Genomic DNA, 14,780 nt, shown 5'->3' with positions numbered 1-14,780 from the left:
TGTCATCTTATGAGCAAATTCACCATATCTCCATAAAAATGTGACCATTTATGCAGAAACAACGCCTAATCTCCCACAAAAGCATGGGGATTGGCGTTGTTTCTTTACCTTACTTTGAACTTAACCTAAGGCAACGGCTCTGCTGCCACATCCGCAATCGTAACGGCTTTCGTTAATTTATTCGTAGTATTCTGTCTAATCCGCATGCTCGCTGCACCCGATGCAAGCGCTTGTAATGCCTACTCCTTGCACACCACAAAAAAAGACCAACCTCCTAAACCTAGGAGGTTGGTCCTTCATTTCCAATAGATTAACCCGCTACAACTTTAATTACGTTGCGCACGGATTCAGCTGTTTTGTCCAACGCTGTTCGTTCTGCTTCTGTTAATTCGATATCCATAATTTTCTCGATGCCGTTAGCGCCAAGAACTGTAAGAACACCCATGAACAGATTATCATAACCATACTCGCCTTCAAGAAGTGCGATTGTAGGAATGATACGTTTTTTGTCTTTAAGAATTGCTTCCGTCATCTGCACAAGGGAAGCTGCTGGTGCGTAGTATGCACTACCGTTACCAAGCAAGTTAACAATTTCTCCGCCGCCAGTACGTGTACGTTGAACGATAGCTTCAATGCGATCAGCTGAAATTAGCTTCTCGATTGGCACCCCGCCAGCGTACGTGTAACGTACGAGAGGGACCATGTCATCGCCGTGTCCGCCAATTACAACCCCTTTAACATCCTCAACGGATACGTTCAACTCTTGGGAGATAAACGTCAGGTAACGAGCTGTATCAAGGACACCGGATTGACCGATGACGCGGTTTTTTGGGAAACCAAGTGCTTGGTAAGCTACGTAAGTCATGGCATCCACTGGGTTACTCAAAATGATCACGATGGAATCTGGAGCAACTTCTCTTACGTTTTCACAAACGGATTTCACGATACCCGCATTGGTGTTAACGAGATCGTCGCGGCTCATCCCCGGTTTACGAGCAATACCTGCAGTAATGATGACAATGTCGGAACCAGCTGCATCCGCATAGTTGGATGTACCTGTAATTTGAGCGTCATAGCCTTGCACTGGACCTGCTTCAAGCATGTCTAGCGCTTTACCCTTCGTAGGGTTTTCTAATTGCGGAATGTCGAGTAGAACAACGTCACCAAGTTCTTTTTGAGCTAGCATTAGAGCAGTAGTAGCACCTGTGAAACCCGCGCCAACAACGGTAATTTTATTACGACGAATAGCCATTTAAAATATACCTCCTCATATTTAGTCTAACTCAACTATAGGTAAGAATTAAGCCATGTTTTTGATGATTTCGTTCGCGAACTCGGAGCACTTAATTTCTTTCGCGCCGTCCATCAAACGTGCAAAGTCATAAGTAACGGTTTTGTTGTTGATGGATGTTTCCAAGCCTTTGTAGATTAGATCAGCAGCTTCCAACCAACCAAGGTGCTCAAGCAACATAACGCCGGAAAGGATTACGGAACCTGGGTTAACAACATCAAGACCAGCGTATTTAGGAGCTGTACCATGCGTTGCTTCGAAGATTGCGTGACCAGTCAAGTAGTTGATGTTCGCTCCTGGAGCGATACCAATACCGCCAACTTGTGCAGCTAGTGCATCAGACAGGTAGTCACCGTTCAAGTTCAATGTAGCGATAACGTCGAAATCAGTAGGACGAGTCAAAACTTGTTGAAGAGCAATGTCAGCAATCGCATCTTTTACGATGATTTTGCCAGCTGCTTCAGCGTCTTTTTGAGCTTTGTTAGCTGCTTCAGCGCCTTCTGCTTCTTTGATACGATCGTATTGTGCCCATGTAAATGTTTTATCTGCATATTCACGCTCAGCCAACTCGTAACCCCAGTTTTTGAACGCGCCTTCTGTGAACTTCATGATGTTACCTTTGTGTACCAATGTTAATGTTTTACGGCCATGTTTGATTGCGTACTCGATTGCAGCGCGAACCAAACGCTCTGTACCTTCGGAGGATACTGGTTTAACACCGATACCTGAAGTTTCTGGGAAACGGATTTTGTTAACGCCCATTTCGTTCTGCAAGAAGGAGATTACTTTCTTAACGGCTTCGGAACCAGCTTCCCACTCGATACCAGCGTAGATGTCCTCTGTGTTTTCACGGAAGATAACCATGTCAACTAGCTCAGGACGTTTAACTGGGGATGGAACGCCGTTGAAGTAACGAACTGGACGGGAACATACGTAAAGATCAAGCTCTTGACGAAGTGCTACGTTCAGGGAACGGATACCGCCACCGATTGGTGTAGTAAGAGGTCCTTTGATGGACACGATGTATTCACGCATAGCTGTCAACGTATCGTTCGGCAACCAGTTGTTGAATTTGTTGAATGCTTTCTCACCAGCAAATACTTCGTACCAAGCGATTTTTTTCTCGCCTTTGTATGCTTTCTCAACTGCTGCATCTAGCACGCGTACGGAAGCTGCCCAGATGTCAGGACCTGTACCGTCACCCTCGATGAAAGGGATGATTGGATTGTTAGGGACTTGAAGTACACCGTTTTCGATCGTGATTTTTTGACCTTCAGTTGGTAGTTCGTAAGCTTCGAATTGTGGCATGATAATAGTTCCTCCTCAAATTTGTCGAAAATGATTTTCTCTATATGATGTGCATGCATAGCTAGGCACACAAAAAGTGACGGGAGTTGCAGTACTCCCCCAGACTTACTGGGGCCCAGTACCGAACTGCCGCACCTTAAGCTTGAAGCAATAACAATTAGCGTTGGCCAATTGGGATATATTTTTGGTTAACTGGACCTGTGTACTCTGCGCGAGGACGGATCAAGCGGTTGTTCTCGTACTGCTCAAGGATATGAGCTGCCCAACCCGATGTACGGCTGATCGCGAAGATTGGCGTGAACAAGTCACGAGGGATTTCCAACGTTGTGTATACGGATGCCGAGTAGAAGTCTACGTTTGGTTTCAAGCCTTTAAGGCCAGTTACCAACTCGTCTGCTTTAATGGACATTTCGTACCATTTCAAGTTGCCAGTCAATTTACCCAGCTCATAAGACATTTTTTGCAAGTGCTTCGCACGCGGATCGCCGTTTTTGTATACGCGGTGACCAAAGCCCATGATTTTGTCTTTGCGCTCTAATTTACCGTTAATGTAAGGAACAACGTTCTCAACAGTACCGATCTCTTCAAGCATGACCATAACCGCTTCGTTCGCACCACCGTGAAGTGGTCCTTTAAGCGTGCCGATTGCGGAAGTGATACCGGAGTAGATGTCTGTAAGTGTTGCTACCGTTACACGCGCTGCGAATGTGGATGCGTTCAACTCGTGGTCAGCATGAAGTACTAATGCTTTGTCCAACGCTTCGATTGCTACTTTATCCGGCTCGTTTCCTGTTAGTTGGAACAAGAAGTTAGCGGCTACAGAAGAATATCCTGGGGAAGCTACTGGCTCTTTGCCTTCACGAATACGTGCGAAAGCTGCGATGATACCAGGAATTTGTGCTTGCAGCTTGATCGCTTTACGCACATTGGATTCCATACTAGCATCATTTGCCTCTGCATCATACAGGGCAAGTGCAGAAACCGCTGTACGAAGAGCTGCCATCGAATTCACATCTTTCGGGAATGTACGAATGAGGTCAATTACCGCATCTGGTACTTTACTGTATGAGTTCAGGTCGCTTTGTAATTTCTCAAGCTCAGCTTGTGTAGGCAATTTACCGAACCAAAGTAAATAAATAATTTCTTCAAATGTCGCATTTTCTGCGAGGTCATCAATATCAATCCCGCGATACGTAAGCACGCCATCTACAATGGAGCTGATCGACGAGGTTGTGGCTACAATTCCTTCTAAACCTTTGGTTGCAGACATGGGAATCTCTCCTTAGCTACTCTATTAGCAAATTATTGCTGTTCTACTCTTAATAATAAAGTATTTTACTTGGTAAGTGAACAAACGGGGTCATAGAAGTAAATTATCACTACCATAGAAATTCTTTTTGGCGGAATTTTCACACCATTTTTCGTACACAGTTCCCAAACACACGATACAAGTTTTTGTTAATTTCCCCGAATTATTCAGTGGACGCGGAAAAATTTGTAGACATAGTGCGAGATTGATACAATGTAACCAATGAATCCGTGAATTGAGTTAAAAAGGAGCGACACTATGAGCAACCACGCAACTAGGATTGGCATCGTCGATATCGGATCCAACTCCATCCGACTTGTCATTTATGAAATTAATGCCCAAGGAGCTTATCGCGTCGTGAGTGAGCATAAAGATTCCGCAAGACTTAGCGAACGTATGGGTCAAGATGGCCTCTTACATAGCAAGGAAATTCATTCGATCGTTCCTATCTTAACCCATTATGCCATGTTATGCCAGTCTCAAGCAGTCACAACCGTTCGAGCCGTTGCAACAGCAGCCGTTCGGAACGCTGCCAACACCGCGGAAATCATACGCGTCCTTGAGGAACAAACCGGGCTCCGCATTGAGGTATTGAGCGGTTTTGAAGAAGCGCGCTTTGGTTATCTCGGGGTCATAAACTCCATGGATATTCGCGATGGCATGATCATTGATATCGGTGGCGGAAGTACTGAGGTCTCTTTATTAAAGGATAGGGAATTGGTACAAAGTGTTTCTTTCCCATTCGGAGCAGTGAATACCACTCGCCAATTTATGAAAGGCGCTAATCTAACGGATCAAGAAATTACCGATATTCGTAAGATGGTACATGCGGCGATTGCCTCTCAGCCTTGGATTGCGACTTCACCTGATCTTCCCATGGTTGGTTTAGGAGGTACGATCCGTACACTGGGTAAAATGAGCCGTAAACGCAATAAATATCCGCTCCAGCTTGCGCATAATTACATCCTGAAATCTGGTGAGATTCAGGAATTTTCAAATATTTTGTCCTCGTTGCCCATAGAAAAAAGAAAGAAAGTCGATGGCCTCGCCAAAGAACGAGCCGATATTATGGTGCCAGGTTTACTCATTCTAGAGACGATCTTTGAAGCAGCGAAATCCTCTGCCTGCCTCATTAGCGGGTCCGGCTTGCGCGATGGACTTTTCTTTGAAACTTATAATCCAAAGCAACCCATTAAACCCAATGTTTTGGAAGCTAGCATCCAAAATGTGCTTACGCTCCACCCTAATGCAGCCGTCAAACATGTCCGCCATATCGATAAATTTGCTATGCAGGTGTACGATGCGCTTGCTCCATCCACAGATTTAGAAGCCCGCGGCAGGCTGCTTCTGCACACAGCTGCTCTATTGTACCGAATTGGAGTAAGTGTTCATTACTACCAATACCTCAAGCACACGGAGTATATGATCCAAGAAGCCCATATTGACGGCTTAAGCCATCGGGAGATTGTTATAGCTTCCCTGATCGCAACATTCAAAACAAAAAATCGGACTCAGCAGCAAGTTCTTGCGTACAAGGACCTGCTGCTAGAATCCGATGCAGCCTTAATCATCAAGTTAGGTGCCATCCTGAAACTTGCCATTGCTCTGGATGTGAGTGAAACACAGCCTATTCAAGAGCTCAGTATCCAACGCAGTGAAACATCGATGAATCTCAAACTGCTTTGTGTGCATAACCCGTATTTGGAGCTCAAGGAGCTTAACGCATTCACCAAAGACTTCGAAAAAATCTGGGGACTTAAGCTTACGAATCACGCCGGAGTTTCTTCCATGAAGTAATTCGCATTGCCTCGAACTGACTCCGATAAGGGGACAGTTCATTTTTTATGCGTGAATACATCCCATTGGACATGAGTTCTCTCGCTTTGACATTATCATGGAGCGTCACGTTCAGAATTTGAATCATCATTTTCTTCATTTCGCGGTCCAGAACCGGACACATCAACTCAATTCGCCGAGTTAAATTGCGCGTCATCCAATCTGCCGAAGATAGATAGACATCGACATGCCCGCCATTTTCGAAATAATAGATCCGTGAATGCTCTAAAAACCGGTCTACAATACTCCGTACCGTAATATTCTCACTTAGACCAGGAACACCTGGCCGCAAGCAGCATACCCCGCGAATAATGAGTTCGATCTTCACACCAGCTTGTGACGCCGCGTATAACGCATCCACCATCTCTTGATTCGATAAGGAGTTCATTTTCGCAATAATCTGTGCGGGTCGACCAGCTCTGGCATGCTCAGATTCACGAGCGATGAGCTCGAATAACTTATCCTTCATATCGGTTGGAGCAACGGCAAAGGATTGCCAGTCATGAGGTGCCGAATACCCTGTAATTTCGTTGAAAAGCGCCGATGCATCCTCGCCAATGACACTGTTTGAGGTGAACAAACCAACGTCGGTATATAACCGGGCCGTACTATCATTATAGTTACCTGTTCCGACATGCACATATCGACGAAGGGTATGCTCCTCCTGTCGAACGACAAGCGTGATTTTCGCGTGGGTTTTGAGTCCCACTAGCCCGTATACCACGTGACAGCCCGATTTTTCAAGCATTCTAGCCCAAGCAATATTCCGCTCTTCATCGAATCTAGCCTTCAGCTCAACAACCACCGTCACCTGTTTACCCGATTCTGCTGCTCTAGCCAATGCCTGAATAATCGGCGATTTACCACTCGCTCTGTAGAGTGTCATCTTAATGGCCAATACGTGCGGATCATACGCGGCATGGACAATGAAGTCCGTTACGGCGTCAAAAGTCTCATACGGATGATGAACGAGTACATCCTTCGTTTTAAGAATATTGAAAAAGTCCGCCGAATCAGCTGAATCCTCAAATTCAACGGGATATTTGGCAACAATCCGCGGAAAGCGAAGATTATCAAAGCCATTCAATGTGTTGGCTAGCTTCATAAAGTAGGTGATATCCAAGGGTCCATCAATCTCAAAAATTTGTTCCTCTATCTCAAACTCATCCTGCAATTGCGCTAAGGCGTAGGGATGGATTCCTTCTTGGACCTCCAGCCTCACAGGAGAGCCCCAACGTCTTCGCCTAAGCTCTTTTTCGATCTCTTCCAGTAAATCCTCCGCACCTTCTTCATTGAGCGTTAGATCCGCATTTCGCGTCACACGGAAGCCATGCACGGAAATCGGTATGTAGCCGCTGAAAAGAGACTGAATATGGTGCTCAATTAATTCTTCAAGTAGTATGAATTCGGTTTTTTTACTATTCGAACGCGTAGGTACAGGAATGCAGCGTGACAAGTTGCTTGGGATTTGAACAATAGCGAAGAAAGGTTCTTCGTCCAAATCTTCTCCCTCACGAACAAGTAAAACCGCTAGATATAAAGATTGATTATGTACGAGTGGGAACGGTCGGCTTTGATCGACAGCCATCGGTGTGAGCACGGGAAAAACAATATCATGGTAGTAGGCATCCATGGCTTTCTTCTGAGACGTATTCAAATCCTCATACTCGGTAAAGACAATGCCTTCCCGCGTCAATAGCCGCGTTACTTCACGATATGTTTTGTACTGCTCTGTCACCATTTTCGCTGTTCGTTTCATAATACGTTTAATGAGCCCTGCGGGAGTGTAGCCGGTAAAATCCTTTTTAGTATAGCCTGCCTTAATTTGATCCTTGAGTCCTGCGACACGAACACTCATGAATTCATCGAGGTTGCTCGATACGATTGACAGAAATTTCACCCGCTCTAGCAGAGGTGTACTCGCATCTTGCGCTTCCTCAAGCACACGCCAATTGAACTCAATCCAGCTCAAATCACGATTTAAGTACTTGGTTGAAATCTCTTTGACTTCTTTGAGTTCTTTGAGTTCTTTAACTTCCTTCAGTTCTGGTTCGCGCGCAATACTCATAAATCCTCCAGTATTTTTCCATTTTTAGTAATCCTGTATCTTCATTGTACTATGGCTCTTAAGGGAGCGACAATCCAAATCCCTGTATTTCAATATATTAAGATTTTGTAAAGAACATGATATTTCCGTATTTATCCATGTTCATGTTACAATCGAAATAAACGGCTTCGCCGTCCTTCTTGGACGGGAGCGTTTATCTAGAAATATAGCCAGTTAATCGTGTGAAACATATAAATCTATATTTGAAATTGACTTGAAACAAGGAGTGATTCCTACCATGGGTATCCTAAATCCGCGACTAGTTCATCAAATTTTCAGGGGCATTTGGGTGGCGATTATACTCTTACTCGTGGCCCTTGCCTTTTACTATATCATTCCGCTCATTTACCCCTTTATTTTTGGTTGGATTATCGCACTTATGCTCAATCCGCTTGTTAATTTTTTTCAATTCAAATTAAAGCTGCCCAGATGGTTGTCTGTCTCTTTATCCATGCTTTTATTCCTAGGGGCAATGGTTACCGTCATCACTTTACTTGTTGCCAATATCGTCGTGGAATTAGGCTCACTAGCAGATACGCTCCAACTTCAAATCAACCGGTGGGTAGAGGAATTTAATGTGTTCATTAATTCGGTCACCTTCCAACAATGGATTGAGCGTGTGAATGATTTTTTTGAAAATAATCCGAAATATCAGGAGACGGTTAACACCAATCTCTCTTCCACAGCAGGCTCAATTGCTGATGTTAGTAAATTGATCATCACTTATGTCTTTGCGGCACTCAAAGCATTCCTGACCTCACTCCCGAATATCGCAACGATCACGATCATTGTCATGTTAGCTACATTTTTCATCAGTAAGGATTGGTACGGACTAATCAAACGATATAAAGGCATCTTCTCAGACATGATTGTTAAAACAACCAAGTTGATCCGAACGGATTTGCAGAAAGCCTTATTCGGCTACATAAGGGCTCAGTTAATTCTCGTTTCTCTAACTGCGCTAGTTGTGATCATCGGCTTACTTGTACTCCGAGTTGATTATGCGATCACCATCGGCTTATTAACTGGTTTAGCTGACTTGATGCCGTATCTAGGTACAGGCGCAGTCATGGTGCCATGGATTCTCTATGTGTTCTTTGCTCAAGGTAATATCGTGCTTGGCATTGGACTTAGTGTCTTATATGGCGTTATTGTGATCGCGCGGCAAATCATGGAGCCCAAAGTATTAGCCTCTTCAGTCGGCCTAGACCCGTTAGCCACGCTTATTGCGATGTTCGTTGGTTTAAAGCTATTCGGTCTATTGGGACTCATCGTTGGGCCTGTATCACTCATCCTTATCACCGCCTTCTACCGAGCGAGAATCTTTCATGATATCGCAGCTTACATACACAAAGGCTCGGCACCTCCGAAATAGGAGGATGACCGAGCCTTTGGTTTGACAACTTTATTATCTGCGATTGATGATGTGCATGTTGCCTTTTCCGATTTGTTTGCGAATGATGGCGAGCATCAGCACCTTGAATATCGGTCTCGTGTATGGAAAGACGAGCAGGAAACCCAAAATGTCTGTTATGAAGCCCGGCGTAATCAGCAAAATCCCTCCAAGGAAAATACAGATCCCATCTAATATTTGCCCAGCTGGCAGCTGACCTTGCGACCATTCAAACTTTGCATATTCCATCACCTTGCGTCCTTCGCGCTTAGCAAAGTAAGCACCTAAGAAACCGCTCGCTATGATTAACAGGAAGGTCATCCAACCTCCGACCAAATGTCCAAGCATGATTAACATGGTTATTTCAATCGCAGGCACAAGAATAAATATAGCAAGAATCCAACGAAACATAGGTTTAGCCTCCTTCAGAATACTTCGCAATAAGCTCCCACAATTCTGGCGCTTCCTTCTCTATACGTACTGGCCTCCAAGAAGGATTCACCCAAACATGACCAGATGTTCCTGTCACCAGTATTTCTTCAGTGAGATCGTCATGTATGCTGCGAATTTCATAGGTAAATTGCAGGCGAACACTGCTCATTTGTGACACCCGTGTATAGATTCCCACAAGATCATCGTATCGCGCTGGTTTTTTGAACTTGAGATCAGCTTCTGTAACAGGAAGTAAGAGCCCTTTTTCCTCTATTTTACGATAGGGATAACCTAGAGATCGTATGAGCTCCGTGCGACCAATTTCGAACCATGTTAAATAGTTGGCATGATAGACAACCCCCATTTGATCCGTTTCCTGATAGCGCACACGCAGCTGATGTTGATGCCACCGTTCCTGACTCATGTAAAAATCCTCCTGAGATACTTGGTGATTCCATTATATCATAGGTGGGGCGTGAGCTCAGAATTTGGCGTCTCCTTAAACGCAAAAAAGAGTGAAGCAAGATTGTTCTCTCGCTTCACTCTTCGTTATCACTTAACTTACAGAACGCTCGCTTGACCTGAGTAGATAACGCCTACTTCTGGGTAAATCGACACTTCTGTACCGTCTTTGATGATTTCTACTGCGTTTTCCACGCCTACGATGACTGGAATACCAAGGCTAAGTGCAACGACTGCCGCATGAGACGTGATGCCGCCCACTTCGGTAATTAACGCAGATGCTCTTTGAATAGCCGGCATGTACTCTCTATCCGTTGATACCGTTACAAGCACAGCACCGTCTACCATTTTCGCGTTAGCTTCTTCTGGTGTTCGTGCAGTTACGACAGTACCCGTAGCTGTTTGCATACCGATGCCTGTCCCTTTGGCAATCATCTCACCAACGTGATGAACCTTGATCAGGTTCGTTGTTCCAGAGCGGCCAACTGGCACGCCTGCTGTGATGACAACGATATCACCCAAAGAAACGATACCTGTTTTGATGGAGCTTTCCACCGCTAGGTTGAACAGCTCATCAGTCGTTTTCGCTTGTACGCCAAACACCGGAATTACACCCCAAACGAGGGATAAACGGCGAATGACTTGCTCGCTAGGTGTAACTGCGATAATCGGGGATTTCGGACGGTATTTGGATACCATACGCGCTGTGTAGCCACTTTCAGTTGCCGTCAGAATCGCTTTAGCGCCAAGCTCCAATGCGGAGTTAGCAACAGCTTGCGAGATTGCTTCTGTCACCGTTACTTGTTGTGCTTGTGCTTGACGAAGGAAAATTTCTTTATATTCCAAAGCCGCTTCTGCACGCTCAGCAATACGAGCCATCGTTTCAACGGACTCAACAGGGTATTTCCCAGCTGCTGTTTCACCGGACAACATCACAGCATCTGTTCCGTCGAATACCGCATTCGCTACGTCACTTGCTTCCGCACGTGTAGGACGCGGGTTACGTTGCATGGAATCTAACATCATCGTAGCGGTAATAACCGGTTTACCCACGATGTTACATTTTTTGATCATTTGCTTTTGGACAACTGGAACATCTTCAGCCGGAATCTCAACACCAAGATCTCCACGAGCAACCATCAGGCCGTCGGAAACTTCAAGAATTTCGTCTAGGTTATCAACGCCTTCTTGGTTTTCGATTTTACTAATGATTTGGATATGCGAAGCATTGTGACGCTCCAGCAATTCACGAATTTCCATGACGTCGCTTGCTTTACGTACGAAAGAAGCTGCGATGAAATCTACACCTTGTTCGATACCGAACACGATATCATTCGCATCTTTTTCTGTGATACCTGGAAGGCTGATTTTAACGCCTGGTACGTTAACGCCTTTTTTACTTTTGATCGTTCCGCCATTAACGATACGGCACTCGATCTCTGTTCCACGAATATCAACAACTGTAAGACCAATCAAACCGTCATCGATTAGAATCGTCGATCCGACTTTTACGTCACGTGGCAGGTCTGAATACGTAACAGAGATACGGTCTGTATCCCCAAGAATTTCTTCAGTAGTCAAAATGATATGCTTGTCCTGAACAAGCTCAATTGGTTCTTCTTTTAGCTTACCTGTACGGATTTCCGGTCCTTTGGTATCAAGCAAAATAGCAGCTACTAAACCTGTCTCAGCGGATGCAGCGCGAAGGTTGCGGATACGTGCCCCGTGCTCTTCAAAATCTCCGTGGGAGAAATTAAGACGAGCTACGTTCATGCCCGCTTCTAGAAGCTTTTTAAGATTTTCTTGAGATTCGCTTGCTGGTCCAATGGTACAGACAATTTTCGTTTTACGCATGGTTACTGTTACCCTCCTGAGTGAATGTGAACCGACCGATATCTCTAAATTTACGGTAACGATCCTCGAGCAGCTCCTGTTCGTTCAAACTCAGCAGTTGCTGAAGCTGTTCCCAGATCGCTGATTTAATATGTTCGGCTTGTAGGGCTAGATCCCGGTGAGCGCCACCCTTGGGCTCCGGTATAATTCCATCGATGACACCAAGTTCAAGAATATGATCAGCCGTAATTTTCATAGCTTCTGCTGCGTGTAAGGCTTTAGAAGCATCTTTATAAAGAATCGAAGCCGCGCCTTCAGGACTAATAACCGAATAGATCGCATTCTCCAACATCAACACCTTATTTCCTAGACCTAACGCCAAGGCACCGCCACTGCCGCCTTCTCCGATGACAATACAGATGATCGGCACACGAAAAGAGGCCATTTCCAGCAGATTTCTGGCAATCGCTTCTCCTTGACCACGCTCTTCCGCAGCATTCCCAGGGAACGCACCCTTCGTATCAATAAATGTCACGATGGGACGCTTGAACTTGTTCGCTTGGCGCATCATACGCAGCGCTTTACGAAACCCTTCTGGATGCGGACATCCGAAATTCCGCGCGATATTATCCTTCGTATCTTTCCCTTTTTGATGACCAACAACCGTCACGGGTACTCCGTTCAGTTTCGCCAGTCCACCAACAATAGCAAGATCATCGCCGTATAAGCGATCACCATGAAATTCAATGAAATCCGTGAAAATCGTGTTAATATAATCGATCGTCGTCGGTCTTTGCGGATGGCGTGCCAGCTGCATTTTCTCCGCTGACGTCATCGTGGTATATAGTTCATCCTCAAGCTGAGCGTATCTTTCTTCCAAACGACGAATCTCCTCTGAAAAGTCAATTTGCTTCTCTGCCCCAAATTTACGCAGTTCGGCAATTTTACTTTTTAGTTCCGCCAGTGGCTGTTCAAACGGCATTTCACCCGCCATAAGTCGCCTCCTCCTTCGTACCGTGCATGTCGAGCAGCTTAATTAAGGTCGGTCTCATATCCTTACGGCAGACGACCTTGTCGAGCTGACCATGCTCGAGATTGAATTCAGATGTTTGAAAATTATCAGGCAGCTTCTGCTTAATCGTTTGCTCGATAACGCGGCGGCCCGTAAAGCCAAATGAAGCTGCTGGCTCAGCAATAATAATATCACCTAGCATCGCAAAACTCGCCGAAACTCCGCCAAAAGTCGGATCAGTAATAATAGATATGAACAATCCGCCTTCCTCGTTAAGCTTGGACAATGCTGCGCTAGTTTTGGCCATTTGCATAAGGCTGAGAATACTTTCTTGCATACGTGCGCCACCAGATGTGGAATAAATGAGAATCGGAAGCTTTTTCTCAATCGCAATTTCGACGGCTCTCGTCATTTTCTCACCGACAACGGAACCTAGCGAGCCTCCCATAAAATCAAAGCTCATTGCAGCAACGATAACAGGATATCCACCAATCGTTCCTTGACCCGTCATAATTGCATCCTGAAGCTTCGTTGTCGTCTTCGCTTTGTCCAATTTCAGGGCGTAATCAGGGAACTGCAAAGGATCCTCTGAGATCATATCCGCATCAAATTCAACAAATTGGCCTTCATCGAGCGTTAGTTGGATCCGTTCGGATGCGCTTAATCGATAATGATAACCGCAAGATGTACACACTTTGAGATTCTTCTCAAGCTCTTTACTTGTCTGAATCGTGCCACACTTCGGACATTTATTCATTAAACCCTCAGGAATATCCCTTTTCGTTCTCTCGGAAGGAATCGTTGCATATTTTCGCTTTTGAAATAAATCCTTTAGCACATTTCCACCTCTACTTGGCTATGATCTATATTCCTTGACAAGCCACGTTCTTAGTTCTACTTTTACTATCTATGTAAAATAGAATTGAGCACTTCTTGTACTTCTTCCAGCTCCCCTTCGGGAACAACAATTTCGAATTGATTTTTGGATAAAGAGATGCCTCGTACTTGAACGAGAAAACCTTCTTCCGTCAGCTTCTGTTTAATCCGCTCTGCAATTTTCGCAGTAGGAGCTATATAGATCACCGTCCACATGAATAAACCTCCTATGACGTGCAACTACAACCACTAAGGCAACTAAGCTATGACGATAACAACATCCTTTATACGCATAGGAACACACAATGCAATAATGATATCATAATTTCACTTTTGCCCGCAACAGAGCACATCGATATAAAAAGTAAAGCCTGAACTATTTAGGCTTAGTCCAGACGGTGTTTACTGCTATAATCAGGCGCATGCTCATTTTGATGAGCGATTCTAGCTGAGGCTGCTGCCGCTAATCCGCAAACTAAGTCATCTAGAAATACATGCACAGCGCTGCGGTCATCGTTCAACGCGCGAATAATCCCTATTTTTTCCTTATCTAAATAGCCGAAGCTGGTTAAGCCAATCATGCCGTAAACATGAACAATCCCAAGTGCTAAGGTCTCGTCTACCCCGTAAAGCGGTTCATCCACCTCAAGAATAGATTGCAGCGGCTCTGGCAGCATTTTCTTCTCTGCTAATTCATCTAGGGCAATCCCTGTATAGAGGGTATATTGCACTTCACGTTTGGAAAGCACTGCCATAACGCTGTCTTCACATTCTTCAATCGTGAGTTGATCATTATAAGGCTTTTGCAGCTTATATACGATTTCTGCGACTTGATCCACGGTCACACCGCGTTTCTGGAGTAGTTGGATCATGTGTTGTTCGGTCATAAATCCTCCTCCTAGCAATGGGATGCCCACATGA

Annotated in this window: 13 protein-coding genes; 2 read left to right on the top strand and 11 right to left on the bottom strand. The window is 45.0% G+C overall.

What is annotated here, in order from left to right:
* Window positions 1-310: 310 nt before the first annotated feature.
* From mdh to citZ, 3 genes are all read right to left on the bottom strand, one after another.
* Window positions 311-1,252 carry a malate dehydrogenase gene (gene mdh, locus AC58PQ_RS05500; protein ID WP_497240952.1) on the bottom strand — a complete coding sequence of 314 codons (942 nt, stop codon included), beginning with the start codon at window positions 1,250-1,252 and terminating at the stop codon, window positions 311-313.
* 48 nt (window positions 1,253-1,300) lie between these two features.
* A complete protein-coding gene (gene icd, locus AC58PQ_RS05495) occupies window positions 1,301-2,599 on the bottom strand; it encodes an NADP-dependent isocitrate dehydrogenase (protein WP_497240951.1) in 1,299 nt (432 codons plus the stop codon).
* Between the two features lie 157 nt (window positions 2,600-2,756).
* The gene (gene citZ, locus AC58PQ_RS05490; RefSeq protein WP_497240950.1) at window positions 2,757-3,869 is read right to left on the bottom strand and encodes a citrate synthase; all 1,113 of its coding nucleotides are present in this window, start codon (window positions 3,867-3,869) and stop codon (window positions 2,757-2,759) included.
* A gap of 297 nt (window positions 3,870-4,166) precedes the next feature.
* On the opposite strand from citZ, the gene AC58PQ_RS05485 reads away from it, so the two are divergent.
* The gene (locus tag AC58PQ_RS05485; RefSeq protein WP_497240949.1) at window positions 4,167-5,705 is read left to right on the top strand and encodes a Ppx/GppA phosphatase family protein; all 1,539 of its coding nucleotides are present in this window, start codon (window positions 4,167-4,169) and stop codon (window positions 5,703-5,705) included.
* Here AC58PQ_RS05485 and ppk1 read toward each other — a convergent pair.
* Window positions 5,671-7,812, bottom strand: coding sequence for a polyphosphate kinase 1 (ppk1, locus tag AC58PQ_RS05480; RefSeq protein WP_497240948.1), 2,142 nt, complete (start codon window positions 7,810-7,812; stop codon window positions 5,671-5,673). The two genes, AC58PQ_RS05485 and ppk1, sit on opposite strands and share 35 nt — an antisense overlap.
* A gap of 277 nt (window positions 7,813-8,089) precedes the next feature.
* Between ppk1 and ytvI the strand changes: the two genes are divergently transcribed.
* Window positions 8,090-9,226: a sporulation integral membrane protein YtvI gene (gene ytvI / locus AC58PQ_RS05475; protein WP_497240947.1), complete on the top strand. Its 1,137-nt coding sequence runs from the start codon at window positions 8,090-8,092 to the stop codon at window positions 9,224-9,226.
* 33 nt (window positions 9,227-9,259) lie between these two features.
* Here ytvI and AC58PQ_RS05470 read toward each other — a convergent pair whose 3' ends face one another.
* The 7 genes from AC58PQ_RS05470 to AC58PQ_RS05440 form a co-directional block, all read right to left on the bottom strand.
* Window positions 9,260-9,655: an FxsA family protein gene (locus AC58PQ_RS05470; RefSeq protein ID WP_497240946.1), complete on the bottom strand. Its 396-nt coding sequence runs from the start codon at window positions 9,653-9,655 to the stop codon at window positions 9,260-9,262.
* Between the two features lie 4 nt (window positions 9,656-9,659).
* A complete protein-coding gene (locus tag AC58PQ_RS05465; protein ID WP_497240945.1) occupies window positions 9,660-10,100 on the bottom strand; it encodes an acyl-CoA thioesterase in 441 nt (146 codons plus the stop codon).
* Between the two features lie 137 nt (window positions 10,101-10,237).
* Window positions 10,238-11,992: a pyruvate kinase gene (gene pyk, locus AC58PQ_RS05460; RefSeq protein WP_497240944.1), complete on the bottom strand. Its 1,755-nt coding sequence runs from the start codon at window positions 11,990-11,992 to the stop codon at window positions 10,238-10,240.
* Complete coding sequence (locus AC58PQ_RS05455) at window positions 11,985-12,965, bottom strand: acetyl-CoA carboxylase carboxyltransferase subunit alpha (protein ID WP_497240943.1); 981 nt, start codon at window positions 12,963-12,965, stop codon at window positions 11,985-11,987. The genes pyk and AC58PQ_RS05455 overlap by 8 nt, the downstream gene beginning before the upstream one ends.
* The gene (accD, locus tag AC58PQ_RS05450; RefSeq protein WP_497240942.1) at window positions 12,955-13,821 is read right to left on the bottom strand and encodes an acetyl-CoA carboxylase, carboxyltransferase subunit beta; all 867 of its coding nucleotides are present in this window, start codon (window positions 13,819-13,821) and stop codon (window positions 12,955-12,957) included. The genes AC58PQ_RS05455 and accD overlap by 11 nt, the downstream gene beginning before the upstream one ends.
* A 65-nt stretch (window positions 13,822-13,886) precedes the next feature.
* Window positions 13,887-14,075, bottom strand: coding sequence for a glutamate decarboxylase (locus AC58PQ_RS05445; RefSeq protein ID WP_163949334.1), 189 nt, complete (start codon window positions 14,073-14,075; stop codon window positions 13,887-13,889).
* Window positions 14,076-14,245: 170 nt separating this feature from the next.
* Window positions 14,246-14,746: a phosphatidylglycerophosphatase A family protein gene (locus tag AC58PQ_RS05440; protein WP_497240941.1), complete on the bottom strand. Its 501-nt coding sequence runs from the start codon at window positions 14,744-14,746 to the stop codon at window positions 14,246-14,248.
* Window positions 14,747-14,780 lie beyond the last annotated feature (34 nt).

It is taken from the genome of Paenibacillus sp. J22P143 (assembly GCF_059692035.1).
The sequence above is the reverse complement of the archived record's forward strand: the minus strand, read 5'-3'. Positions and strand labels throughout refer to the sequence as shown.

Bases quoted from the DNA above. Each gene is read 5' to 3' on its own strand.
- AC58PQ_RS05440 (WP_497240941.1), bottom strand. From the start codon at position 14,746: ATGACCGAACAACACATGATCCAACTACTCCAGAAACGCGGTGTGACC.
- AC58PQ_RS05465 (WP_497240945.1), bottom strand. From the start codon at position 10,100: ATGAGTCAGGAACGGTGGCATCAACATCAGCTGCGTGTGCGCTATCAG.
- ytvI (WP_497240947.1), top strand. From the start codon at position 8,090: ATGGGTATCCTAAATCCGCGACTAGTTCATCAAATTTTCAGGGGCATT.
- pyk (WP_497240944.1), bottom strand. From the start codon at position 11,992: ATGCGTAAAACGAAAATTGTCTGTACCATTGGACCAGCAAGCGAATCT.
- AC58PQ_RS05455 (WP_497240943.1), bottom strand. From the start codon at position 12,965: ATGGCGGGTGAAATGCCGTTTGAACAGCCACTGGCGGAACTAAAAAGT.
- ppk1 (WP_497240948.1), bottom strand. From the start codon at position 7,812: ATGAGTATTGCGCGCGAACCAGAACTGAAGGAAGTTAAAGAACTCAAA.
- mdh (WP_497240952.1), bottom strand. From the start codon at position 1,252: ATGGCTATTCGTCGTAATAAAATTACCGTTGTTGGCGCGGGTTTCACA.
- icd (WP_497240951.1), bottom strand. From the start codon at position 2,599: ATGCCACAATTCGAAGCTTACGAACTACCAACTGAAGGTCAAAAAATC.
- citZ (WP_497240950.1), bottom strand. From the start codon at position 3,869: ATGTCTGCAACCAAAGGTTTAGAAGGAATTGTAGCCACAACCTCGTCG.
- AC58PQ_RS05485 (WP_497240949.1), top strand. From the start codon at position 4,167: ATGAGCAACCACGCAACTAGGATTGGCATCGTCGATATCGGATCCAAC.
- AC58PQ_RS05470 (WP_497240946.1), bottom strand. From the start codon at position 9,655: ATGTTTCGTTGGATTCTTGCTATATTTATTCTTGTGCCTGCGATTGAA.
- AC58PQ_RS05445 (WP_163949334.1), bottom strand. From the start codon at position 14,075: ATGTGGACGGTGATCTATATAGCTCCTACTGCGAAAATTGCAGAGCGG.